Raw genomic sequence first — 23,453 nt, forward strand, 5'->3', positions numbered from 1 at the left:
TTCGGCGGACCAGCCGAACCCGTTAACGAAAGCAGCCCATGAAACGCCTCGACAGCCATACACTTGGGATAGAACAGGGCGAGCTTGTCTTGTTCTCTGACTTTCAGGCCGGTGGTGATATGTGGACGGGCAAGGGCGACCGTATCGTGCGCCGCCGCGTGGAGTTCTCGGAGGCCTTCCGCAAAGCCCCAAGCGTCATGGTTAACCTCAGCATGTGGGACACGGATCATGCCACGAACACCCGCATGGACCTACGCGCTGATGATATAACCGAACGTGGCTTTGACGTGGTGTTCCAAACATGGGGCGACACGCGCGTTGCTCGTATCCGCGTGGGCTGGACCGCCATGGGCATGCTTCACGAAGACGACGATTGGGAACTTTATTAACCCTACCGTGCGCCCAAAATTATTTGGGGCAACACCCCGATAGCCCGTGATATACCTTAGGACGCTAGCACATAACGGATCGGATCCTCGCGCCGCTTTACTCTTGCGCGTGTGAGGTCAGACCAAGAAGACAGCCCCCGCTCGGGCATATTGGGCCAAAGGTCGTTATCCAAACCATCCTTGATGGCGCCATCATTTCCGGCTTTTCAAGCGTAGATGCGAGCCAGATATCTCGCACTTAGCTACCACCAGACATGAAAAAACGCCCCGCCAAATTGGCTGGGGCGCTTCTTGTGCTACCAAAATACCGGCGTGTGTGCGCGGCGTCTTTGGGCTTAGTCTGTTGAGTATAGACCTTCGTAGATTGGGCCCAAGGTATTGGTTTCGAACAAAGAACTCACGCTTGTACCGCTCCAGATGTTCAAGATCGCCTGCGCGAAAATTGGCGCTGTCGGCACGATCCGGATGTTGGGGCAATTCTTGACCGCTTCTGTCGGCTGAATTGAATCCGTGATCACCAATGATTTCATGACCGAGTTGCTGACCCGCTCAATCGCAGGGCCGCTCAACACACCGTGGGTGATATAGCTGTGTACTTCTGTGGCACCGTGCTCAAGCAGCACTTCCGCCGCTTTGCACAAAGTTCCGGCCGTGTCACAGATGTCGTCCACGATGATACAGCGTTTACCGGTTACATCCCCGATCACTGTCATCTCAGCCACTTCACCGGCTTTCTCGCGGCGCTTATCCACAATCGCCATGGGCGCGCCGATGCGTTTTGCCAATTCGCGCGCACGGGACACACCGCCCACGTCAGGCGAGATCACCATCACGTCGCTCAAATCGCCAAATTGCGATTTCACGTCCAGCGCAAAAACAGGGCTGGCATAAAGGTTGTCCACGGGAATATCGAAAAAGCCCTGAATTTGTGTGGCGTGCAGATCAAGGGTCAGAATGCGCTCAATCCCCGCGCCGGTCAGCATATTCGCAACCAGTTTGGCCGAGATCGGCGTGCGGGCTTTCATGCGGCGGTCTTGGCGCGCATAGCCGAAGTAGGGGATCACGGCAGTGATGCGTTGCGCAGATGAACGGCGCAGCGCGTCGGCGATGATCAGCAGCTCCATCAGGTTGTCATTGGCCGGACGGGATGTGCTTTGCAGGATGAACATATCCTCGCCGCGCACGTTCTCGAAAACTTCTACAAAAACCTCACCATCGTTAAAGCGTTCTACCCGTGCATCTACGGGCTTTACGTTCATTCCGCGGTGCATCGACATTCGGCGCGCAACCGCGTCGGCCAGCGGTTTGTTGGCGTTCCCCGAGATCAGTTTGGGTTCAGTAATATTGGGCATGGTGTTTGGTCCTGTGGAGCAGCTTTATGACAGAATCGTGACATTGCGCACCTCCTAACATGTCACTACGGTCGCGCATAGTTTCATACGTCAAACAACAGGATATCCTATGGCTCATATTGACTACTATCTGGCGACGATTTCTCCTTTCACATACATGAATGGCACCCGCGTCGAGCAGATTGCAAAAGCACATGGTGCGACGCTGACATATAAGCCGCTTGATATCATGGGTCTTTTCGGCGCCACCGGTGGCACGCCGCCCAAAGACCGCCACATCAACCGTCAGGAATACCGCCTGCAAGACATGGCGCGCCGCGCTAAGCTGGCGGGTCTGCCGCTGAACCTTAAGCCTGCCCATTGGCCCACAAACATGGCGCCAAGTTCTTATGCGATCATCGCAGCACAAAACGCAGGCGGCGGCGATCTGGGTGCATTCGTTCACGCGCTGACACGCTCTTGCTGGGCCGATGAAAAAGATATTTCGCAAACAGACGTTATTGCTGCGTGCCTGACCGAAGCGGGCTTTGACGCAGGTCTGGCAGAAGCAGACATGGTGAACAGTGCCGACACATACGCGCGCAACCTCGAAGAGGGCGTGGCAGCTGGCGTCTTTGGCGCGCCGTTCTTTATTGTCGACGGCACCGAGCGTTTCTGGGGCCAAGATCGTCTTGATGATCTGGACGCATTTCTTGCAGGCAAACTCTGATCGGCCATTGGCTGTGACGTGGTTGTCCTTGAGGCGGCCCAATTAATAAAGAAAGCCCCCCGCCTTGGATATCAGGCGGGGGGCTTTTGTTTGAGAAGACTGATTGCGATCTGCTTGCTGTTAGCCGCCGCTGATCAGTTCAAGAAACGTATCAACGTCGCGCTCGGTGGTGGACCATGACGCCACAGCCCGCGCGCCCAACAGCGCATCGGGGTCGCCTGCAAGATCGTGATCAAATGGCCAGAAATAATACGCAGCACCTGCCTCATGGGCCTTTTGGTGTCCCTTGCGCGGCCAGCGGGCAAACACTTGGTTGGCGTCCGTGGGGTGCAGTAACTCACCACCTTCAATGTTCAAAATACCATCACTGAGCCGCTTGCCCATGGCGTTCGCGTGACGCGCCATTTCAAGCCATAGATCGTCTTTCAGATAGGCATTCATCTGCGCGCTCAGATAGCGGTGTTTGGAGAAAAGATGCCCGCCCCGTTTGCGCCGCAACTCGAATTCCCACGCCACTTTGGGGTCAAACAGGATAACCGCTTCCACGCCCAAACAGCCGTTCTTGGTGCCGCCAAAAGACACTGCATCCACGCCTGCTTTCCACGTCATTTCAGCCGCGCTCGCACCGGTGGCCACAAGCGCGTTGGTAAAGCGTGCGCCGTCCATATGCACCCCAACGCCAAAGCTGTGGGCCACATCTGCAAGGGCGCGCACTTCGGCGGGGGTGTAGGCCGCGCCCGCTTCGGTCAGGTTCGTCAGGCTCAGGGGGCCGCGCTGTGGGTTGTGCACCCCAAGTTGGCCGGTTTTCTCAATGGCGGCGTGCAACGCGGCGGGGCTCAGTTTGGCGTCATTCCCGTCGATCAATTCAATCTTGGCACCGCCTGTGTAAAACATCGGCGCGCCGCATTCATCGACTTCGATGTGGGCTTCGCGGTGGGCAAAAATAGTTTGCCACGGCTGGCACATACACGCCAGCGCCAGCGCATTTGCCGCAGATCCCGTGGCCACCAAATAAACGGCAGCCTCAGGGGCCTCAAAGATGTCGCGGATTTGTTGGCGCACTTCTTCCATGATCGGGTCCGAGCCATAGGGCATCGCGTAATCGGCATTGGCCTTTTGGACGGCTTCCATGATCTTGGGGTGCGCGCCGCTTGAGTTGTCTGATGCGAAATACATGAAAGCATTACCTTTCTGGCTGTGATGCGGTGTTGCGGGGCGGTTTTGTGAAGCGGCGCGCTTTGGCCGCTACGTCTCCGCCATACATATTGCGTTAAGTGCTACCTGAGCGGCAAATCTACTCGGGGTCAATGATGTGGTCTTCCCACTCGTCCTCGTGGACCTCGTTTTCAGGCACGGTCCACCCCTGCACGGACACGCCTGCGTCATGCACGGTTTGCGCGCTGCCGCTGATCAACGGGTGCCAGTCATAGAGTGGGGCCCCTTGGGCGCGCAGCTTATAGGCGCAGGTGCGCGGCAACCAATACATGTGGTCTTCGATGGTTTTGGGCGTCAGCACGATGCATTCGGGCACAAACTGGTGGCGGATGTCGTACTGGCTGCATTGGCAGGTTTCCCCGTCAAGCAAGCGGCACGCCACGCGGGTGGTCACCACTTGGCCGGTGTCTTCGTCTTCAAGTTTGTTCAGACAGCATTTACCGCAACCGTCACACAGCGCTTCCCATTCTTTGGGGCTGAGCGCGGTCAGCGGCTTTTCCCAAAACGGCTTAGACATCGGCCAGAATTTCGCGGGCTTTGGCGCAATCTGCGTCCATTTGGGTGATCAACGCCTCAAGGCTGTCGAACTTCAATTCGGGGCGCAAGAAATCCACCAAGGCCACGGAAATTTCCGCGCCGTATAAATCACCCTTAAAGTCAAAAATGAATGTCTCGCAATTTGGCACGTTCTCGCCAAACATGGGGCGCACGCCGATGCTGGCGGCCCCTGTGTAGCTGCCCGCGTGCGGACCGTTCAGAACGTCTGCCTTGACAGCGTAGACCCCAAATTTGGGCGGGTGGCGGCCGTCGATGGACATGTTTGCGGTAGGGTAGCCAAGGTCGCGGCCACGCTGATCGCCGCGGATTACCTCGCCCACGATCCGGTGCCAGTGCCCCAACATTTCAGCGGCCACGCGCGGGCGGCCATCGGCAAGGGCGGCGCGGATGTTTGTGCTTGAAACTTCGCCTGCATCAAGTGCCACCATCTGTGCGATTGTCACACCAAAACCCATTTCCGCGCCAAACGCCTTGAGGGTTTCTGCGTTGCCGCTGCGGCCTTTGCCAAAGCAAAAATCCTGCCCCACGACCACATGATCAAGGCCAAGCTGATCGCAGATCACCGTCTGTGCAAAAGCCCGGGCGTCCAGCTCGGCCAAGGCTTTGTTGAATGGCACTTCGAACAGACGTTCGACCCCCAGTTTATCCAAGCGGTTTGCCTTGGCCTCGGCGTTCATTAGGCGGAACGCGGGCGTTGTGGGGGCAAAGAAATTGCGTGGATGCGGCTCAAACGTCATGATCCCAAGGGGCACGCCGCGGCGTGTGGCCTCGGCGCGGGCAATGTCGATCACCGCTTGGTGGCCAAGGTGCACCCCGTCGAAATTACCGATGGCAGCCACGCCGCCACGGTTGTCGGGATCAATGAAATGAGTGTCTCGGATGATGCGCATGAGCCAAGGCGTAGCGCCCGTGCGCGCGCTGCGCAAGCGCTAGTCGAACTTGCGGCTTGGGGCCATGACAACGGCTTCGCCTTTGAGGACTTTCTTGCCGTTGATTTCGCAGTGGGTCTCCATGGTGACGCGGCGTTTGGGGATGTCCATGTCGGTCACAGTAACCACAGCGTTGACCATATCGCCCGGGCGAACGGGGGCCAAAAACTTAAGTGTCTGGCCAAGATAGACCGTGCCGTGGCCCGGAAGCTGTTCGCCGATGACCGCACTGATAAGGCCCGCAGTCAGCATCCCGTGGGCAATGCGCCCCTCAAAAATGGTGTCGTTGGCATAGTCGTCATCGAGGTGGACCGGATTATGATCCGTCGAGACTTCGGCAAACATCTCAATATCGCGGTCAGTAATGACTTTGCGCAAATTGCGGCTCATGCCGATTTCGATGTCTTCGATACAGATCGTGCCGCGGGGTGCGTTATCCAACATTGCGAGTATCCCAAAGTAACAATTGCGCTATTCGAGATAAATACACGCAATAAAATTACTTTGCAACTGCAGAATAATTTATATGCAATTTATCGCAGGTATCCGATGGTGTAGCTGGGATTGACCATTTCGCCTTGTAAATAGGCTTCAAGGGCGGTCGCGTCTGGCTGAGTGTCTGTTTTGGTCTCGGCTTTGGCCAAGCCACCGCTGATGAACAAACAGTCAAGATCTTCGCCCATGGCACCGGTAACGTCGGTGATGATTCCATCGCCAATGGCCAGAATACTGCTGTCGGACACGTTGGGACGCAGGGCCGCAAGGCGGCGGCGCGCAAGATCGTAGATGGGCGGGTGCGGTTTGCCGAAATAGAGGCTCTCGCCGCCCATTTCCGTGTAAAGAGCAGCCAGCGCACCGGCGCACCACTCGCGACGTTCGCCGCGGTCCACCACGATATCGGGGTTGGCACAAAGCAGCTTCATGCCCTTTTGTTTGGCGTAGAGAAATTCGGGGCGCATCACGGACGGATCAGCCGTGGGGTCCATGGGGCCACAGCACACGATGCCATCGGCTTGATCCAGCGGGACTTGGGTGATGGTGACGGGCGCGTCGATGACGTTGAGCGGTCTGAAGAACGACTGGTCGTGATCTTCGCCGATGAAATAGACTTTTTCGCCCACAACACCGCGGAACATTGCGGCGCGCGCACTGTCGCCTGAGGTGGCGATATCGTCCCAACAATCCCGCGGCAGGCCCATGCCATCAAGTTGATCCGCCACAGAGGCGCGCGGGCGCGGAGAGTTGGTGACCATGATTACCGTGCCGCCTTGCGCCTTGAACGCCTGAAGGGCGGCGACCGCTTCGGGGAAAGGGGTGATGCCGTTGTGCACACAGCCCCAGAGATCGCAAAACACCGCTGAATACTGATCGGAAATTTCGGACAACTGCGTAACGATCTGGGACATGGGATGTCTTTCTGGCGGTGTGGCCGTGACGGGGGGCTGGAGAGGGGACGGGTAGTGAGGTGTGGAGCGGGAACATGTGCTGGCGCGCAAGGTCGGTTCCCTGCGCGCCAAGGTGGGGGATTAAGCCAGCTTGAGGTTCGGGATGATCTGCTTTTTGCGGCTCATCACGCCCGGCAGAACCACGCTGTCACCAGTGACCGTTGCGCCGAATGATGCCTCTGCCACAGATTTTGTCAGCGCGTTGGGCACCAGCATGGTGGCTTCTTCGTTCAGGATGTCGACCACAAAGAGCAGCACCTGATCCACACCGTCTTCGCTTGCCACAGTTGTCATGCTGTCCATCAAAGACGCCGCACGGTCCAGCACGATGGCGGGCTTTGTGGTTTCCAGAACAGACACGCGGAATTTAGTGCCGTCCACGGCGTATTCTTTGCTGTCCATGCGCAACAACTCGGCGTCGCTAAAGGCGCTGACGTCTGATTTGGCGGCGAACATTTCATCGGCGTAGGCGTCAAGATCAAGGCCCAGATCGGCGGCCAAAGCGCGGGCCAGATCCGTGTCCGTCTGTGTGGTTGTTGGCGAGCGGAACGCCAGCGTGTCTGACAAGATACACGACAGCATCAGGCCTTTGATCTGCTCGGGCATTTCGGCGGCGTGTGCGCCCATCAGATCGTGCATGATCGTGGCGGTGCACGCCAGCGGGCGGATGGTGATGTCGATGGGGCCTGCAGTTTCCAGACCACCCACAAGTTTGTGGTGATCGATGATGGCCGTGATGTTGAGCGCGTTGATGTTGGCGGGCAACTCGGCGGGGTTGTTGGTGTCCACAACAATGCAGTCCTGACCGTCTTCAAAAGCGTCGACGATCTGGGGTTTGGTTGCATTCCAACGGGTTAGGACAAATGCGGCCTCTGTGTTCGGCTCGCCCAGAAGAACGGCGCGCGCATCGCCGCCGGTGTGGTTGATGAACCATTCCCAGATCAGCGGAGCGCCGGTGCTGTCTGTGTCGGGGGATTTGTGGCCGAAAATCAAGGTCGTCATTGGAGGGTCTACCCTTTAAAAATGGAGTGCTTTTGAGGGCGTTATAGGCCCAAGCAATGGCCTTGTCACCCGCCCGCATCGATGGCTAGGATGCGGCGTTATGAGCACCAGCAGCACCCCCGCGAAAATCAAGGAAACGGACCTTTACGGGCCGGTCAAAGCGTTCCTTGAAGGGCAGGGCTACGAGGTGAAGGGTGAGATTGGCGCAGTGGATGTTCTGGCGCTGGGCGGTGAGGGGCAAAGCGGCGAGCCGTTGATCGTGGAATTAAAAACTGCCTTCTCATTATCGCTTTTTCATCAAGGAGTTGCGCGATTATCTGTTAGTGATCTTGTGTATGTTGCGGTGCCCTTTCAAAGCGGTAAACGCTGGCGCGCGGGGCTGAAGGCGAACGTGACGCTGGCGCGTAGGATCGGGCTTGGCATCATGACCGTGCGTCTTGAGGACGGGTTGGTGCAGGTGCATTGTGATCCGGTGCCGTATGCGCCGCGCAAAAATGCCAAGCGCAAGACGGCTTTGTTAAAGGAGTTTGCCAAGCGCAGCGGTGATCCCAGCAAAGGCGGGGCGACGCGGGCGGGCTTGGTGACCGCTTACCGGCAGGACGCCATCAAAATTGCGGCACATCTGGCGGGCCACGGAGCATGCCGCGGCGCAGATGTGCGCGATGCGACAGGAGTGGCGCGCGCTACAACTATGATGCGCGACAACCACTATGGGTGGTTCGAAAAAGTGACGACCGGTGTTTACGACCTAAGCGATACGGGCCGCGCGGCGGTAGAAGGTTAAGGCTACAGCGCCCATGTTGGCGGGGTTGCCGTGCTTACTGGCCGGTGCCTTCAGGGGCAGCGCCATTGCCGTAAAGCAGATCAACAGTTGACTGGGGCACAGAAACTTCGACGGCGTTATCGGCTGAACTGTCCCCGATGAAACCCGAACAGCCCGACAAGGCAGTGACCGCAAGCAGACAAAATGTAGAGAGTAAACGCATAGACTTATCCTCGAACCAATTAAGAATCTGCACACAGCCTGTGTGCTTGTCCGCTTTTGGACAACAAAAAACCTAATAATTGATGAATTTGGGCTTAATTCGCGCCTTAATTGCTAAAATTGGCAATATTTTGTGAACAGTAGCGCGTGAATCTTAGGAATTGTTTTACCTTCGCATGGGCATTTAACCCCAAGGCGTTGTGTTTGGCTGTTGTAAAGCTTGGTTTTTGTAGGGGAATTTTAGTCCGTGATTGAGCTGTAATTTTAGCAAAATGGGCGGTGTTTGACCGTCTGAATTTTAGTGCAAAAGAATCTTGGGAGGGGCTGTTGACACCTTCATGGACGCTGCCTAACTATCGCTCGTTAGCACTCGCCCTGAGTGAGTGACAAGAATTGAAACTTGAAGCTAAGGAGCTGCACAGATGGCACTTAAACCACTTCATGACCGTGTATTGGTCGAGCGCGTGGAAAGCGAAGAAAAAACAGCGGGTGGCTTGATCATCCCTGAGTCCGCAAAAGAAAAGCCTGCGGAAGGTGTGATTGTTGCTGCTGGTGAAGGCGCACGTAAGGACAGCGGTGAGCTGATCCCAATGGCCGTCAAAGAAGGCGACAAAGTTCTGTTCGGCAAATGGTCCGGCACAGAAGTGACTGTCGACGGCAAAGAGCTGTTGATCATGAAAGAAAGCGACGTTCTGGGCATCCTGTCCTAAGCGCTTCTCTTTTAAGTTCATATAAATACACAAGATTTTAAGGAGCATTTGAAATGGCTGCTAAAGACGTCAAATTCGACACAGACGCCCGCGACCGTATGCTGCGCGGCGTAAACACGCTTGCAAACGCGGTTAAAGTTACGCTCGGCCCCAAAGGTCGCAACGTAGTTTTGGACAAATCATTCGGCGCACCGCGCATCACCAAAGACGGTGTATCTGTTGCCAAAGAGATCGAGCTTGAAGACAAGTTTGAGAACATGGGCGCGCAGATGGTCAAAGAAGTGGCCTCACGCACCAATGACGAAGCTGGTGACGGCACAACAACTGCTACAGTACTTGCACAAGCCATCGTTAAAGAAGGCATGAAGTCTGTTGCAGCTGGCATGAACCCAATGGACCTGAAGCGCGGCATCGACCTTGCAACTGCTAAAGTTGTAGACGCGATCAAAGCGGCAGCACGCCCTGTTTCTGACAGCGACGAAGTTGCACAAGTTGGTACCATCTCTGCAAACGGCGAAATTGAAATTGGCCGTCAAATCGCGGACGCGATGCAAAAAGTGGGCAACGAAGGCGTTATCACTGTTGAAGAGAACAAAGGTCTGGAAACAGAAACCGATGTTGTTGAAGGCATGCAGTTCGACCGCGGTTACCTTTCACCTTACTTCGTGACCAACCCAGACAAAATGACAACCGAGCTGGAAGATTGCTTGATCTTGCTGCACGAGAAGAAATTGTCTTCACTTCAGCCAATGGTTCCACTGCTCGAAACAGTGATCCAGTCCGGCAAGCCACTTCTGATCATCGCAGAAGACGTAGAAGGTGAGGCGCTTGCCACACTCGTCGTCAACAAACTGCGCGGTGGTCTGAAAATTGCGGCTGTTAAGGCACCTGGTTTCGGCGATCGTCGTAAAGCCATGTTGCAAGACATCGCGATCCTGACTGGCGGCCAAGTGATTTCCGAAGATCTGGGCATGAAGCTTGAGTCGGTCACAATGGACATGCTGGGCACAGCCAAGCGCGTTGCGATCACCAAAGACGAAACAACAATCGTTGACGGTGCTGGTTCCAAGCCAGAAATCGAAGCTCGCGTGACACAAATCCGTCAGCAGATCCAAGAAACAGACAGCGACTACGACCGTGAGAAGCTGCAAGAGCGCGTTGCCAAACTGGCAGGCGGTGTTGCTGTTATCCGCGTCGGCGGCATGTCAGAAGTAGAAGTAAAAGAGCGCAAAGACCGCGTTGATGATGCCCTGAACGCGACACGTGCCGCTGTTCAAGAAGGTATCGTTGTTGGTGGTGGTGTTGCTCTGGTACAGGCTGGCAAATCGCTTGACGGTCTCGAAGGTGCAAACAACGATCAAAACGTTGGTATTTCGATTGTGCGTAAAGCCATCGAAGCGCCACTGCGTCAGATTGCTGAAAACGCCGGTGTTGACGGTGCAGTTGTTGCGGGCAAAATCCGCGAGAGCGATGACAAATCGTTCGGTTTCAACGCACAAACTGAAGAATATGGCGACATGTTCAAGTTCGGCGTCATCGACCCAGCAAAAGTATGCCGCACCGCGTTGCAAGATGCAGCGTCTGTTGCATCGCTTCTGATCACAACCGAAGCAATGGTTGCTGATAAGCCAGCGAAAGACGGCGGCGCACCAGCAGGCGGCATGCCTGACATGGGCGGCATGGGCGGCATGATGTAATCACCCACAGTTTCCCGGTTTCGGGAAATGGGTGACGCATCTGCGTTCACGAAAATTGGGGCCTCTCCTGTGTTGGAGGGGCCCTTTTTGTTTGCCTGACGTGTTCTGGTGTCAGATCGTCTTGTGACGCAGGACGCGGCGCAAGGCATGTGATGCTGGCGGTGTGGGGGAAGATACCGTAGGCATATCGGAGAAAATGAAAGTGACCGCCTGATGCGCCTGATCCTGTTGATATGCCTAACGATGCTTGCGTTTGCGGCGAACTCTTTGCTGACGCGCGCGGGTGTTGTGGCCGGTGCAGACCCGATGCAGTTTGCGGTGCTGCGGGTTGTGGCAGGGGCGGTTACGTTGTGCGGATTGGTTGCGCTGCGCGGGCGGAATGCGGGCGGTGGTTTTCAGCTTTTTGCGGCTCAGCGCGTGTTTGGCGCGCTTGCTTTGGTGACGTATCTGATTGGGTTTTCCCTCGCGTACCGTGTTCTTGATGCGGGGCTTGGCGCGCTCATTTTGTTTGGTGTCGTGCAGATAGGATTGTTCGGTTATGCCCTTGCGCGCCGACAACCGGTTAGCATTTTTCGTTGGAGCGGCATGGGGTTGGCCATGGTTGGCCTTGCGTGGTTGGTCTGGCCTGTGCCCGCTGCTGCGGGGGAAACGGTGGTGCGTGTTGATCTTTGGGGGGCTGTGTTGATGGCTGTCGCGGGTCTTGCCTGGGCGGCCTACACAGTTAACGGGCAGGGCGCGCGCGACCCGTTGGGCGCATCAGCAGGTAACTTCGCATGGGCAGCCGTTGGGATGTTGCCGGTGTTGTTTTTGGTGCCAAGCGGTGGGATGCCGCTGATTGGCGCGCTTAGCGCAATCGCGTCCGGGGCCATCGCTTCTGGTTTGGGGTATGCGCTTTGGTTCAAAGTGTTGCCGCAGATCCAGACAACCACCGCCGGCATCGCACAGCTAAGCGTGCCGGTCATTGCCCTTGTTTTGGGCGCTGTCCTTTTGAGCGAAGTACCGGATGTTCGCGCGATGCTTGCGGCGTCTGTGGTCATCGCAGGCATCGGGGTTGCGATGATCCCAAGTAGGGCGCGGGCCTAGCCGTTCGTTACGGTGTGATGAAGTTAACGTGGCCCATTTTGCGGCCCGTTTTGACGTCTGCTTTGCCGTAAAGATGCACCGCCGCGTTTGAGCCAAGCAAGGCTGGCAGCCGGTCCATATCATCCCCGATCAGGTTTTCCATCCGCACGTCGCTGTGGCGTGTGCCGTCGCCCAATGGCCATCCGGCGATGGCGCGGATGTGCTGTTCAAACTGGCATGTGGTGCAGCCGTTTTGCGTCCAGTGACCAGAGTTGTGCACGCGCGGGGCGATCTCGTTTACGACCAAGCCTGTGGGTGTCACAAAAAGCTCAAGGCCCATGACGCCTACGTATTCAAGGGCGTTCAGGATTTTCGCGGCCATCAAAACCGCGTCCATCCGCTGGGGCGCGGGCACAGTTGAGGGCACCGTGGTGGTGCGCAAAATACCGTCTGAATGCACGTTTTCGCCCGGATCATAACAGACCACTTCGCCTGATGGGCTTCGCGCGGCGATGACGCTGATCTCGCAGCTGAACGGAACAAATCCTTCTAGAACACAAGGCGCGCCTTGGACCGCTTCAAGGGCGGCGGCGGCTTCAGAGATGTCGTTGATGCGGACTTGGCCCTTGCCGTCATAGCCAAAGCGGCGGGTTTTCAAGATCGCTGGCGTGCCGAAAGTTTCGAGCGCTTTGGTTAATGATGCCAGATCGGTGATGTCCGCATAAGGCGCAGTGCGCAGGCCCAAGCCGCTGAGGAAGTCTTTTTCGGTTAGGCGATCTTGGCTGGTTGAAAGCGCTGCGCGGCCAGGCCGGATTGTGCTGTGATCCTGGATCAGATCAAGCGCCGCCGTGGGAATGTTTTCAAACTCATAGCTGACCACATCAACAGAGCGCGCAAAATTCAACAGCGCGTCAGCGTCGTCATAGGCAGCTTTGAAATGGTAATTGGCCACGTGCGAGGCAGGGCAGTCACCAGCGGGTTCAAAGATGCAGGTCTTGAAGCCAAGGCGCGAGGCCGCAACAGACAACATCCGCCCAAGTTGACCGCCGCCCAAAATGCCGATTGTCGCGCCTTGGGGCAATGCGCCCGCGGGCAGTGTCGCGGTGTCAGTCATCTGTTGGCTCCTGCGGGATGGATGCGGATAAGTCAGCGCGCCATTTATCGAGGCGTGCGGCCAGCGCATCATCAGATGTGGCCAAAATACCGGCGGCCATCAGACCTGCGTTTGCAGCGCCTGCTGCGCCAATCGCCATGGTCGCAACCGGATATCCTTTGGGCATTTGCAGGATAGAATAAAGGCTGTCCACACCCGAAAGCGCCTTGGTTTGAACCGGCACACCAACTACTGGCACGCGGGTTTTGGACGCCATCATACCGGGCAAATGGGCAGCACCACCGGCACCTGCGATAATCACTTTGAGGCCACGCTCAGCGGCAGTTTTGCCGTATTCCCAAAGCCGGTCAGGGGTGCGGTGCGCCGAGACGATCTTGGTCTCATAGGCGATGCCTAATTCATCGAGGATTGTTGCTGCGTTTTTCATGGTGGGCCAATCGCTTTGGCTGCCCATGATGATACCGACTGTGATGGACATGGCGCGTCCCTTTTCGTGGTGTTGATCGCGCGGGGCGGTCGTTGTTGAGGTCGTTATAACGCCGCTGGCCTGTTACGCAATCGGCGCGCCGAAATTGAACGTGGCTGCGGGCAGGGTGGCCGAATTTCAGGCGATAATATCAGGGGTGATGCGGTCTTCGAGTTGCGCGATGCGATCTTTCAGGCCGAGTTTTTGTTTTTTCAGACGCTGCAACGTGAGCCGGTCAAAGGGGCTGTCCGTCAGTGCTTCGATCGCGGTGTCGAGGTCACGGTGCTCTTGGCGCAAAACTTCAAGTTTGATGCGCAACACATCTTCGCTTGGCATCTCCATTTGCGCGTTCATTTGCAGTCCTCTGTCTGGGCTTTTGCCGATGTATCTGGGTACCAGTCACCGATCTGTTCCACTTAACTACCTGATTCTAGCCTATTTCACCTAGGAAAACCTTGCGAAGCCGTAAACGCGCCCCCATATTTTATCCTATGAAGCGCATTGCCTTGATTTGGGGTGCGCCTTGATACCGTCGCTTGACTGAAAAGGACGAACAGATGACGAAATTAACCTTGGGGACCCATCCATATTTGTTGGGGTTTGAGCAGCTTGAGCGCTTGGTTGAGCGCAGCGCAAAGACCGGAAACGATGGATACCCGCCCTATAATATCGAACAAACCAGTGACACATCTTACCGCATTACGCTTGCGGTGGCGGGATTTGGCGATGATGATTTAAGTATCACCGTGGAAGACAGCCAACTGGTGATCCGCGGCCGGCAAACCGATGATAGTGAGGGCCGCGTGTTTCTGCACCGCGGAATCGCAGCGCGGCAGTTCCAAAAGTCTTTTGTGCTGGCGGATGGCGTCGAAGTGGGGGCCGCACGCATCGAGAACGGGCTGCTGCACGTTGATCTGAACCGCGCCGTGCCAGACCGGATCATCCAGAAAATCGAAATTTCAAAAGGGTAAGTTGGGGGAATTGATATGAAAAATAACGTTTCAAATACAGCAGATACGCGTTTTGGTGACAACAGTAAGCTTGTTTATGTAAAGCCAATTGCCCTTGATGAATTACCCGATGAAGTGCGTGAAAAAGTGAACGGGCAGGGCCCATTGTTTGCGGTGCACAATGATGCGGGCCAACAATTGGCGCTTGTGGCTGGACGGCGTTTGGCGTTTGAGTTGGCGCGCGAGAACGATTTACAGCCAGTAACCGTTCATTAACTGTCACAGAAGCAGTAAATGGCGCAGCAGACAAAAGTGAGACCCTGATGATGCGTGCGCCATTTGAGATTGCAGGCCGTGAAATTGCGGCGGGCAGCAGACAAACTGTTGAGTTGCCCGTCAGCGTGATGGCTGACAACACGCCCGTGGGCTTGAACGTTCATGTGATCCACGGGGCAGATGAGGGCCCCGTTTCTTTCGTTAGTGCGGCCGTGCACGGCGACGAAGTGGTTGGCGTTGAGATTTGTCGCCGTCTTTTGGCCAGTGTTGATCCCGAATTGTTGCGCGGCACGCTGCTTGTGGTGCCGATTGTAAATGCGTTCGGATTTCTGAACCGGTCACGATACCTGCCGGATCGGCGGGATTTGAACCGATCATTTCCTGGCTCATCCAAGGGGTCTTTAGCGTCGCGTTTGGCCCAGATATTTTTGCGCGACGTTGTTGAGCGGTGCAGCTTTGGGGTGGATTTACACTCGGCTGCGATCCACCGGACAAACTTGCCTCAGTGCCGCGTGTCGGCGGGCAATGCGCGTACGCTGGCTATGGCGCGGACATTTGGGGCGCCTGTCATTTTGACATCAGATTTGCGCGAAGGTTCGTTAAGATCAGAGGCGGCAGAGCGCGGGGTTGATGTGCTTTTGTATGAAGCTGGCGAAGGGCTTCGGTTTGATGAGTTTGCCGTGCGCGCGGGCGTGATGGGCATCATGCGTGTGTTGCATGGCGCTGACATGGTGGATGATACGGACTTTGATCCGGTCGTCACACCGTCCCTTTTGTGCAGCTCAAGCCAGTGGGTGCGGGCGCCCGCAGGTGGCTTGCTGCGCGCGTTCAAAGGGGATGGTGATGTGGTCGAAGAAGGTGATTTACTGGCCGCGGTGAGCGATCCGTTTGGCGCAGAAGAGTATGAAATTCTGGCCCCAGCCCCCGGGATTGTGGTGGGCCGCGCGGTGTTGCCCGTGGTGAACGAAGGGGACGCGGTGTTTCATTTGGCGGCCGTGCGCCAAGGAGATGCGGAAGCGACCGTGGAAGAAATCGCTGCGCAGCTGGATGCTTCACCGCTGTTTGATGAAGATGAAATTATTTAGACAGGTTATGAAAAAGGCAGGGTGTGTACCCTGCCTTTGTGCGTTTTCTGATATATCTTCGATCAGAAGTTAGGCGCGGATTAGGCCGAGGCTTTCAAGTTTAAGAAGTACTTGGTGGGCGCAGTTGTCGACATCTACGTTTTCGGTTTCAACACGCAATTCAGGGTTTTCAGGAATGTCGTAAGGGTCTGAAATGCCTGTGAATTCCTTGATCTTACCTTCGCGCGCAAGCTTGTAGAGGCCCTTGCGATCACGGCGCTCGCATTCCTCGATTGACGTGGCTACGTGGACTTCGATGAAGGCGCCAAACTGTTCAATATCTTCGCGTACGGCGCGCCGTGTCGTGGCATAGGGCGCGATTGGTGCGCAAATGGCGATGCCGCCGTTTTTGGTAATTTCGGATGCAACATAGCCGATGCGGCGGATGTTCAGATCGCGGTGCTCTTTCGAAAAGCCAAGCTCAGAGCTGAGGTTTTTGCGCACGATATCGCCGTCAAGTAAGGTCACGGGACGTCCGCCCATTTCCATCAGCTTCACCATAAGCGCGTTTGCGATGGTGGATTTGCCAGAACCCGAATAGCCCGTGAACAGCACTGTAAATCCTTGCTGCGCACGCGGCGGACGGGTCTTGCGCAGCTCGTTCACGACGGCCGGAAATGAGAACCACTCCGGGATTTCTAACCCTTCGGACAGGCGGCGGCGCAATTCGGTGCCTGAGATGTTCAGGATTGTGACGTCATCTTTGTCGGCGATTTCATCAGCGGGTTCGTATTGGGCGCGGTCTTGGACGTAGACCATATGTTTGAAATCGACCATTTCGATGCCCATTTCCGCTTGGTGTTCGCGGAACAGGTCTTGGGCGTCGTAGGGGCCGTAGAAATCCTCACCGGCCGAGTTTGCGCCGGGTCCCGCGTGGTCGCGGCCAACGATGAAATGTGTGCATCCGTGGTTTTTACGGATGAGCCCGTGCCAAACCGCCTCGCGAGGGCCTGCCATGCGCATCGCAAGGTTCAACAGCGACATGGTTGTGGTGGCTTGCGGGTACTGATCAAGCACCGCCTCGTAGCAGCGCACCCGCGTGAAGTGATCAATGTCACCGGGCTTTGTAAGTCCCACAACGGGATGAATGAGCAAGTTGGCTTGCGCTTCTTTTGCAGCGCGGAACGTCAGTTCTTGGTGGGCGCGGTGCAGCGGGTTGCGCGTTTGAAAAGCGACCACTTTGCGCCATCCAAGCTTGCGAAAATAGGCGCGCATTTCATTTGGGGTGTCTCGCCGCGCTTTGAAATCATAGTGAACAGGCTGCTGAATGCCTGTGACGGGACCGCCCAGATAAACCTGGCCTGCAGTGTTATGAAGATAGTTAACGGCAGGGTGTGCGCTGTCGTCTGCGCCAAAAACCTGTTTGGCTTCGTGGGCTTTGTCTGGTGTCCAGCGGTCTGTGACAGTCATGGTGGCGAGGATGACGCCCTCTTGATCGCGCAGGGCGATGTCTTGGCCAATTTCCAAGCCTTTGGCGTAATCTTCGGAAACATCAAGGGTGATTGGCATAGGCCAAAGGGTGCCGTCTGCAAGGCGCATCGTGTCCACGACGCTGTTGTAATCGTCTTGGGACAAGAACCCCTTCAGCGGGTTGAAACCACCGTTCATCAAAAGCTCTAGATCGCAGATCTGGCGTGGTGTCAGATCGTGACTAATCAGATCGCCTGCATCGGCCTTAAGCTTTTGCGCGCTTTCATAACTGACATAGAGTTCGGGGATTGGGGTGAGGTTGGCTGCCATTGTCATCGGATTACTCATTTGGGGTATATCGGTCCTAGGTGGCTTCCGGTTACGCAAGCAATGTGGCGAAAATCGTGCAATGGCGCGGCAATCACACCCAAACCGCGCATAACTGTAATTAAACGCAGTTCGGGTGCATGATTGGGTTATTCGCCCGCCAAAAAGCGTTCGGCTTCAAGGGCGGCCATGCAGCCCATGCCGGCGGATGTGACCGCTTGACGGTATTTGTGGTCCGTCAAGTCACCCGCGGCGAAGATGCCCGGGATGCTGGTTTCGGTGCTGTCTGGTTTGGTCACCACATAGCCGCCCATGTGCGTTTCAAGCACGTCTTTCACCAATTCGTTCGATGGGGCGTGGCCGATCGCCACGAAGACACCCTTGCAGGCGATGTCCTGTGTCTCGCCTGTTTTGACGTTGCGCACGGTGATGCCTTCCACGCCGAGAGGTGTGTCTGTGCCAGTGACCTCAACCATCTCATGATCCCACAGTGGGACGATTTTTTCGTTCTTCATCAGGCGATCGATAAGGATTTTTTCAGCGCGCAGCATGTCACGGCGGTGCACCAGCGTAACTTTTGAAGCAAAGTTGGTCAGAAACAAGGCCTCTTCAACAGCTGTATTGCCGCCACCGATCACCACGATTTCCTGACCGCGGTAGAAAAAGCCGTCACAAGTGGCACAGGCCGATACGCCAAAGCCCTTGAATTTTTCTTCGCTCTCAAGGCCCAACCACTTGGCCCGCGCGCCTGTTGCCAGAATAACCGCGTCGGCGGTGTAGGTCGTGCCGCTGTCGCCGTGGGCGGTGAAGGGGCGGGAGGTTGTGTCGAGCTTGGTGATGATATCACCGATGATCTCGGTACCCATCGCGGTGGCGTGATCCTGCATGCGGACCATCAAATCAGGGCCCTGAACTTCCGTATCACCAGGCCAATTTTCGACTTCGGTTGTGGTGGTAAGCTGGCCGCCCGGCTCAATACCCTGAACCAAGATTGGGTTCAGCATGGCACGACTTGCATAGACGGCGGCGGTATAGCCAGCAGGGCCAGAACCGATGATGAGAACTTTGGTGTGGCGTATGTCGGCCATGGCGGGCTTCCCTTTATGGTGCGGCTTTTGAGGCCGTGAATGAGGTGGCAGAAGACTGCGGTCAGCGAAAAGATATAAACAGCATTTTCAGGGGTTGAAAGGGGGCGGCTGAGCGAATAGCTGCGCATAATTATTGCGCAATGTTGAAATATTGTTGCGCGCTCAAAACGGCTAACGTAAGAAAGGCGCTGAACTTTATGGGGATACTTTAATGGCTGGTGCAAAACTGGACCCGATTGACCGGATGATTTTGGCCGAACTTCAAGCGGATGGCCGCATGACAAACGTGGAATTGGCCAAGCGCGTGGGTATTTCTGCGCCGCCGTGTTTGCGCCGTGTGCGCACGCTTGAGGATGCAGGCTACATCAAAGGTTATCACGCTCAGGTTGATGCGCGCGAGCTTGGTTTTGAAGTGCAGGTGTTTGCGATGGTGGGTTTGCAGTCTCAGGCGGAAAATGATCTGCGCGAGTTTGAGCAGCGTTGCGAAGGGTGGCCGTTGGTGCGCGAGTGTCACATGTTGAACGGTGAAGTTGATTTCATTTTGAAATGTGTGGCCCCTGATCTGAGTAGTTTTCAGTCGTTTTTGACTGGCGAGTTGTTGACCGCGCCAAATGTTGGCAGCGTTAAAACATCGTTAGTCATTCGCGGCGCCAAAAATGAGCCGGGTGTGCCGTTTGACGTGTTAGAAAGTCGTCTCAACACTGAGGCGTAAGTCGGTAATACTCTGCGGGCCTAGGCGATTTGCTTGTCCGGGCTATGGCCGTCACTGACGATGCGCGGATAGGCCAGAGGGCCGAAATCACTGACACGTGTGATATGCGGAAAAAACGATAAGTAGAGTTCAAGCATCTGCGCATTTGTTTGCGCGGTTGCCTGCTGGCCCGGGTGATATGTCTCGATACCCATACCGTTTGCGAAGATCACAGCGTGTCGCTTTAGCGCAATATGATAGACTTGAACGGGGCTTGGCGGCGTGACCTCAATGACATTCATGCCGTCGATAAGCGCGCGCACAGGCACCAAAGCGCCGTCTGTGCCCAACGTATCTGTGCAATTTTGCCCGCGTTGCAAGACGCGCGCTTTTGGTCCCAGCATGAGATCCGGAGCAGGCCTGCCCATTCCGAAACTGTCCATGGGTAACCGCGTGAGGCGACCCATTTCAGGGGATTGGCGCGGTGCATTTGGAACCAGCGTCAGTGTGCCTTTCCAAAGAACGGTCTTTTGGGTGGTGCGGCTGTTGTGAGAAGTCGTGATTACATCTCCGGGCCAAAGATCTTCAATCGCGCGTGGGCCGTCTGGTGTTGCGATGAGTGTTCCACGTGCAATCGCCGCAAAGGCGCTTTCGAATAAATCGGATGCGGGTGCGAGTTGTGAGATATCTGCGATCGTGCCGTCAGGCCGCAGGAAGCTGGCCTCGTACTTGCGCAGCAACGGCTTGTTGGGCTGGCGTGGCGGTTGTGCCGTAAGCGTGCGTGCGGACACGGCTGTTGGCTTTTTTGAACCTACTTGGGTTATGGGGCGTGGTGGATAATACATCGGCACCTCAAGGTGTTGTTTACGCGGCAGTTTTCGTAGGTTCAGACGCCAGCGAAGATGATGTGGGTGTGGCTTGGCGCGGCTCGCCTAAGAGTGCTTTCTTGCTGCTGCGTGACCACGGCATTTGGTGGTGTTGCGCAGTTTCGGATGCTGCAATTAGGCGTTTTATCCATTTGGGGTGCGCGGTCATGGCAGGCTCCGTACTCATTAAAGTTTGAACCAACCTGCACGGCCAATGCGGCGCGAATACGGACGAAATTGCATCAATTGGGGTATGTTTGGGGCAGGCTGATGGATAATTTACGCCTGCAACATGGTTTCGCCGCAATAGTTAACGGCAAAAAACGCAAGCAGCTTATAAAGTAATGGCCGAGATCAACCGCCCGTAGTCAGCTTCGTTCTGATGACAGCTGCGACGATAGCTAAAGAAGCGTGCTGGATCGGCATAGGTACAATGACGTGTCCATTCTGCGTGTCCAACGCCAGCGTCACGCAGTAGTTTTAGGCCAAAAGATGGTAAGTCAAATTGGTACTTTTTGGGGGTATTGCCGCCAGCAAAAAAACGCGCGTTTTCAGCGTCATGATCCATGAATTCTTCGAGAAACTCTTGGCCGACCTCGTAGTTCTCTTGACTGATGCTGGGCCCGATTATGGCTGTGATATTATGCCGGACCGCGCCAAGTTTTTCCATTTGCGAGATGGTGTTTTCTAAAACGCCTGCCATTGCGCCGCGCCAGCCTGCGTGGGTCGCACCTATGACACCCGCCTCCGGATCGCTGAATAAAACGGGCTGACAATCCGCAGTCAAAATGCCCAATACGGCCCCTTTGGCGTTTGTGACCATCGCATCCGCGCGCGTTCGGGCCTCGGCTGCGTGGGGCGATGTGATCACATGAACGTCGGCTGAGTGGTGTTGGAAAACCGTGTGTAACTGTGTGACCGGGACACCAAAATGTGCGGCGACGCGGCTTCGGTTGATCGCAACGGCTTGGGATTGATCGCTGCTGCCTTGTCCGCAGTTCAGGCCGTGAAATACACCCGATGAAGCGCCACCAACGCGGGTGAAAAACCCGTGGCGACAATCGCGCAGTGCGTCAGATGTGATGACATCAAGGGCCATGAGGTATTAAAACTCCAGTCCGGCAATGGGGTGTGCGTCGTGCGGCGTGATGCCCAACACTTTGAATAGAGTTCCCATTTCATCAGGGTGGGTCAAGCGCTTATGCGCGGCGATATGCTGCTCAAGGGCGGTGCCGCTGAGTTTGCCAGCAAGGCTTTGGGCGCGCGCAGTGATGCCAAGACGTTCCAGAAAGACACCTTGGGGCGTCATCAAAGATGGCGTTGCACCACTGGCTTTGGCGGCATCTGCCAAGGCCTCAAAATCAACATGGGCAGTGAGATCAGCGATGCCAAGATGGGTCAATGGATCAACGGGTTTGTGGTTTGATAGGGCCTGAAATGTATCGCCGTTGCTGCGCCAATCACCGTAGTCGATCACCAAGCCCGCGCCGCCGTTTTGCGCGATATGCTCGGCAAGGTGGGACATGATTGCAGTGGCCTGTGGGCAGCTCTCTATGCGCATGTCGGGGGTCGTGTCATCCAAGCGATGTTCCAGTGCGGCGATCGGGGCGGCATCTGACAGGCCCATGATGAGGGTGCCATCTTGTGCTGCGATCAAATGCTCGCGCCAGCCGTCTTTGTCACGGGTGAACTGACGGATAGGAAGTGCATCGAAGAACTCGTTTGCGACTGCGAAAAGCGGCAGTTTGGGCAGATCTGTCACCGTTGTGTGGTGGGAGACGTTGAACCCTGAAAGGATGTCTAGCTGGGCCTTTTGCAGCACTGGTGATGCTTCGATGAGATGAATTTCGGCTGCGTCATGAAAGCCTTTAACCCCTTTTGTGGCGCGTAAAATATCGGCCATTAGGGTTCCGCGGCCCGGGCCCAGCTCGGCCAGCGTAAAGCGGGTTGGTGCCCCTTGATCCATCCACGTTTGGGCAAGCGCGAGGCCGATGACCTCACCAAACATTTGACTGATTTCAGGGGCTGTTATGAAGTCACCAGTCACGCCCAAAGGATCGCGGGTTGTGTAGTATCCCAGCGTAGGATGTAGCAGGCAGGTCTGCATGAATTGCGCAATGCTCAGGGGACCTGTTGCTTTGATCTGTGCAAGCATATGATCTTTGAGAGTGAGCTCCCGGGCGCCTTGTTCTTCCGTCATCGGAAAGCGCGCCGGATCAAAAAGAGCCCTACAAAGATCATGGGCAAAGACAGAAACTGCCCCATGGTCAGCCCGTATCCGTTGACCTGCCATGCCAGCCCGAGCGGGTTGTTAAGCGTCACAAATTGCGCGTCAGGCTGGCGGACAAATTCGACCGCAAAGCGCGCCATTCCGTACCCTGCAAAGAAGATGCCTGTCGCAGCGCCTTGGCGTTTGAGTAGGCCGCGGCGGAAGGCGAAATAAAGCAGAACCGCTCCCAAAATGAGACCTTCAAGAGCGGCTTCATAGAGCTGTGAGGGGTGGCGCGCACATGCGCCGATAATTCCCGCACAGGCTTGGGCGGCCTCACCCGGGAAGATCACCCCCCAAGGCGCGTCTGTCGGGCGGCCCCAAAGTTCGGCGTTGATGAAGTTTGAAACGCGGCCAAGAAGTAACGCGGGTGGGACAGCAATTGCCAAGCTATCAGCAAGTGGCCAGAGGGCGACCTTGTTGCGGTGGGTCCAGATGTAGGCCAATAAAACAACGCCCAAAAAGCCCCCGTGAAACGACATGCCGCCGGTCCAGATGGCGGGAATTTCAAGTGGGTTCTGCAGGTAATAGGCAGGCTGATAGAAAAAGACATATCCCAATCGCCCACCCAAAATAACACCAACCACGATCCATGTTAGAAGGTCCTCGGCCTGTTCTGGGCTGAATGGGCTTGTGTCTTTTGACCACAAAGCGGGACGGCGCAAAGCGGCGACAATGATGCGCCAACCGATGATGATGCCGACGATGTAAGCCATTGCATACCAGCGAAGGGCGAATTCCATGCCAAACAGAGAGATGCTGAAAATGTTTGGCGACAAATTAGGAAAAGGGATCGCGGCGAGCATAAATAGGACCTCC

General features: G+C 56.0%; 28 protein-coding genes. 10 read left to right on the forward strand and 18 right to left on the reverse strand.

Going from position 1 to position 23,453, the window contains the following annotated elements:
• The first annotated feature begins 38 nt into the window (after positions 1-38).
• A complete protein-coding gene (locus tag OLX08_RS10530) occupies positions 39-389 on the forward strand; it encodes an H-type lectin domain-containing protein (RefSeq protein ID WP_341246286.1) in 351 nt (116 codons plus the stop codon).
• Positions 390-724: 335 nt separating this feature from the next.
• Here OLX08_RS10530 and OLX08_RS10535 read toward each other — a convergent pair whose 3' ends face one another.
• Positions 725-1,741 (reverse strand): ribose-phosphate pyrophosphokinase, encoded by a 1,017-nt coding sequence (locus OLX08_RS10535; protein ID WP_391481310.1) that lies wholly within the window; start codon positions 1,739-1,741, stop codon positions 725-727.
• A gap of 109 nt (positions 1,742-1,850) precedes the next feature.
• Here OLX08_RS10535 and OLX08_RS10540 point away from each other — a divergent pair, with 109 nt between their 5' ends.
• Entirely contained in the window at positions 1,851-2,450 is a 600-nt protein-coding gene (locus tag OLX08_RS10540) for a 2-hydroxychromene-2-carboxylate isomerase (protein WP_048599432.1), read from the forward strand.
• Between the two features lie 120 nt (positions 2,451-2,570).
• Here the strand turns inward: OLX08_RS10540 and OLX08_RS10545 are convergent, their stop codons facing one another.
• The 6 genes from OLX08_RS10545 to OLX08_RS10570 all read right to left on the reverse strand — a co-directional run bounded on the left by OLX08_RS10545 (position 2,571) and on the right by OLX08_RS10570 (position 7,599).
• Positions 2,571-3,626 carry a threonine aldolase family protein gene (locus OLX08_RS10545; protein WP_391481311.1) on the reverse strand — a complete coding sequence of 352 codons (1,056 nt, stop codon included), beginning with the start codon at positions 3,624-3,626 and terminating at the stop codon, positions 2,571-2,573.
• Between the two features lie 118 nt (positions 3,627-3,744).
• Positions 3,745-4,182 carry a YcgN family cysteine cluster protein gene (locus OLX08_RS10550; RefSeq protein ID WP_341246284.1) on the reverse strand — a complete coding sequence of 146 codons (438 nt, stop codon included), beginning with the start codon at positions 4,180-4,182 and terminating at the stop codon, positions 3,745-3,747.
• Complete coding sequence (locus tag OLX08_RS10555) at positions 4,175-5,113, reverse strand: bifunctional riboflavin kinase/FAD synthetase (RefSeq protein WP_391481313.1); 939 nt, start codon at positions 5,111-5,113, stop codon at positions 4,175-4,177. Before OLX08_RS10555 ends, OLX08_RS10550 begins: the two co-directional genes overlap by 8 nt.
• 39 nt (positions 5,114-5,152) lie before the next feature.
• Positions 5,153-5,596 carry a MaoC family dehydratase gene (locus OLX08_RS10560; RefSeq protein ID WP_048599436.1) on the reverse strand — a complete coding sequence of 148 codons (444 nt, stop codon included), beginning with the start codon at positions 5,594-5,596 and terminating at the stop codon, positions 5,153-5,155.
• An 89-nt stretch (positions 5,597-5,685) separates the two neighbouring features.
• Complete coding sequence (locus OLX08_RS10565) at positions 5,686-6,558, reverse strand: TIGR01459 family HAD-type hydrolase (RefSeq protein ID WP_391481315.1); 873 nt, start codon at positions 6,556-6,558, stop codon at positions 5,686-5,688.
• Between the two features lie 120 nt (positions 6,559-6,678).
• A complete protein-coding gene (locus OLX08_RS10570) occupies positions 6,679-7,599 on the reverse strand; it encodes a manganese-dependent inorganic pyrophosphatase (RefSeq protein ID WP_391481317.1) in 921 nt (306 codons plus the stop codon).
• Positions 7,600-7,699: 100 nt separating this feature from the next.
• Here OLX08_RS10570 and OLX08_RS10575 point away from each other — a divergent pair, with 100 nt between their 5' ends.
• Positions 7,700-8,383 (forward strand): DUF2161 domain-containing phosphodiesterase, encoded by a 684-nt coding sequence (locus OLX08_RS10575; protein ID WP_391481318.1) that lies wholly within the window; start codon positions 7,700-7,702, stop codon positions 8,381-8,383.
• Positions 8,384-8,417: 34 nt separating this feature from the next.
• Here OLX08_RS10575 and OLX08_RS10580 read toward each other — a convergent pair whose 3' ends face one another.
• A complete protein-coding gene (locus OLX08_RS10580; RefSeq protein WP_391481319.1) occupies positions 8,418-8,585 on the reverse strand; it encodes a hypothetical protein in 168 nt (55 codons plus the stop codon).
• Positions 8,586-9,006: 421 nt separating this feature from the next.
• On the opposite strand from OLX08_RS10580, the gene groES reads away from it, so the two are divergent.
• The 3 genes from groES to OLX08_RS10595 all read left to right on the forward strand — a co-directional run bounded on the left by groES (position 9,007) and on the right by OLX08_RS10595 (position 12,074).
• Positions 9,007-9,294 carry a co-chaperone GroES gene (gene groES / locus OLX08_RS10585; RefSeq protein ID WP_048599439.1) on the forward strand — a complete coding sequence of 96 codons (288 nt, stop codon included), beginning with the start codon at positions 9,007-9,009 and terminating at the stop codon, positions 9,292-9,294.
• 53 nt (positions 9,295-9,347) lie between these two features.
• Positions 9,348-10,991, forward strand: coding sequence for a chaperonin GroEL (groL, locus tag OLX08_RS10590; protein WP_391481321.1), 1,644 nt, complete (start codon positions 9,348-9,350; stop codon positions 10,989-10,991).
• Between the two features lie 213 nt (positions 10,992-11,204).
• Positions 11,205-12,074 carry a DMT family transporter gene (locus OLX08_RS10595; protein WP_391481323.1) on the forward strand — a complete coding sequence of 290 codons (870 nt, stop codon included), beginning with the start codon at positions 11,205-11,207 and terminating at the stop codon, positions 12,072-12,074.
• 7 nt (positions 12,075-12,081) lie between these two features.
• Here OLX08_RS10595 and OLX08_RS10600 read toward each other — a convergent pair whose 3' ends face one another.
• From OLX08_RS10600 to OLX08_RS10610, 3 genes are all read right to left on the reverse strand, one after another.
• Positions 12,082-13,167 (reverse strand): 5-(carboxyamino)imidazole ribonucleotide synthase, encoded by a 1,086-nt coding sequence (locus tag OLX08_RS10600; protein ID WP_341246278.1) that lies wholly within the window; start codon positions 13,165-13,167, stop codon positions 12,082-12,084.
• Complete coding sequence (purE, locus tag OLX08_RS10605) at positions 13,160-13,645, reverse strand: 5-(carboxyamino)imidazole ribonucleotide mutase (protein ID WP_341246277.1); 486 nt, start codon at positions 13,643-13,645, stop codon at positions 13,160-13,162. Before purE ends, OLX08_RS10600 begins: the two co-directional genes overlap by 8 nt.
• A gap of 126 nt (positions 13,646-13,771) precedes the next feature.
• Positions 13,772-13,987 carry a YdcH family protein gene (locus OLX08_RS10610; RefSeq protein WP_048599444.1) on the reverse strand — a complete coding sequence of 72 codons (216 nt, stop codon included), beginning with the start codon at positions 13,985-13,987 and terminating at the stop codon, positions 13,772-13,774.
• 203 nt (positions 13,988-14,190) lie between these two features.
• Here OLX08_RS10610 and OLX08_RS10615 point away from each other — a divergent pair, with 203 nt between their 5' ends.
• The 3 genes from OLX08_RS10615 to OLX08_RS10625 are packed head-to-tail and all read left to right on the forward strand — an operon-like array spanning position 14,191 to position 15,944.
• Positions 14,191-14,604, forward strand: coding sequence for an Hsp20 family protein (locus OLX08_RS10615; protein ID WP_048599445.1), 414 nt, complete (start codon positions 14,191-14,193; stop codon positions 14,602-14,604).
• A gap of 15 nt (positions 14,605-14,619) precedes the next feature.
• Entirely contained in the window at positions 14,620-14,859 is a 240-nt protein-coding gene (locus OLX08_RS10620) for a DUF1150 family protein (protein WP_391481325.1), read from the forward strand.
• 44 nt (positions 14,860-14,903) lie between these two features.
• On the forward strand, positions 14,904-15,944 hold the full coding sequence (locus OLX08_RS10625; protein ID WP_391483243.1) for a succinylglutamate desuccinylase/aspartoacylase family protein: 1,041 nt from the start codon (positions 14,904-14,906) through the stop codon (positions 15,942-15,944).
• 69 nt (positions 15,945-16,013) lie between these two features.
• Here OLX08_RS10625 and OLX08_RS10630 read toward each other — a convergent pair whose 3' ends face one another.
• Both OLX08_RS10630 and trxB read right to left on the reverse strand, forming a co-directional pair.
• Complete coding sequence (locus tag OLX08_RS10630) at positions 16,014-17,729, reverse strand: bifunctional sulfate adenylyltransferase/adenylylsulfate kinase (RefSeq protein ID WP_391481326.1); 1,716 nt, start codon at positions 17,727-17,729, stop codon at positions 16,014-16,016.
• A 140-nt stretch (positions 17,730-17,869) separates the two neighbouring features.
• Entirely contained in the window at positions 17,870-18,808 is a 939-nt protein-coding gene (gene trxB / locus OLX08_RS10635) for a thioredoxin-disulfide reductase (RefSeq protein WP_391481328.1), read from the reverse strand.
• Positions 18,809-19,019: 211 nt separating this feature from the next.
• On the opposite strand from trxB, the gene OLX08_RS10640 reads away from it, so the two are divergent.
• Positions 19,020-19,520 carry an Lrp/AsnC family transcriptional regulator gene (locus OLX08_RS10640; RefSeq protein WP_048599450.1) on the forward strand — a complete coding sequence of 167 codons (501 nt, stop codon included), beginning with the start codon at positions 19,020-19,022 and terminating at the stop codon, positions 19,518-19,520.
• Between the two features lie 20 nt (positions 19,521-19,540).
• Here OLX08_RS10640 and OLX08_RS10645 read toward each other — a convergent pair whose 3' ends face one another.
• The 5 genes from OLX08_RS10645 to lgt all read right to left on the reverse strand — a co-directional run bounded on the left by OLX08_RS10645 (position 19,541) and on the right by lgt (position 23,440).
• Complete coding sequence (locus OLX08_RS10645) at positions 19,541-20,344, reverse strand: Hint domain-containing protein (protein ID WP_391481329.1); 804 nt, start codon at positions 20,342-20,344, stop codon at positions 19,541-19,543.
• Positions 20,345-20,363: 19 nt separating this feature from the next.
• Positions 20,364-20,534 carry a hypothetical protein gene (locus OLX08_RS10650; RefSeq protein WP_391481331.1) on the reverse strand — a complete coding sequence of 57 codons (171 nt, stop codon included), beginning with the start codon at positions 20,532-20,534 and terminating at the stop codon, positions 20,364-20,366.
• A 165-nt stretch (positions 20,535-20,699) separates the two neighbouring features.
• Positions 20,700-21,464 (reverse strand): peptidoglycan editing factor PgeF, encoded by a 765-nt coding sequence (gene pgeF / locus OLX08_RS10655; protein WP_391481332.1) that lies wholly within the window; start codon positions 21,462-21,464, stop codon positions 20,700-20,702.
• A gap of 6 nt (positions 21,465-21,470) precedes the next feature.
• The gene (locus tag OLX08_RS10660; RefSeq protein WP_391481334.1) at positions 21,471-22,565 is read right to left on the reverse strand and encodes a class I SAM-dependent methyltransferase; all 1,095 of its coding nucleotides are present in this window, start codon (positions 22,563-22,565) and stop codon (positions 21,471-21,473) included.
• On the reverse strand, positions 22,562-23,440 hold the full coding sequence (lgt, locus tag OLX08_RS10665) for a prolipoprotein diacylglyceryl transferase (RefSeq protein ID WP_391481336.1): 879 nt from the start codon (positions 23,438-23,440) through the stop codon (positions 22,562-22,564). Before lgt ends, OLX08_RS10660 begins: the two co-directional genes overlap by 4 nt.
• Positions 23,441-23,453 lie beyond the last annotated feature (13 nt).

The sequence above is a fragment of the Nereida ignava genome, assembly GCF_047114695.1.
Classification (GTDB): domain Bacteria; phylum Pseudomonadota; class Alphaproteobacteria; order Rhodobacterales; family Rhodobacteraceae; genus Nereida; species Nereida ignava.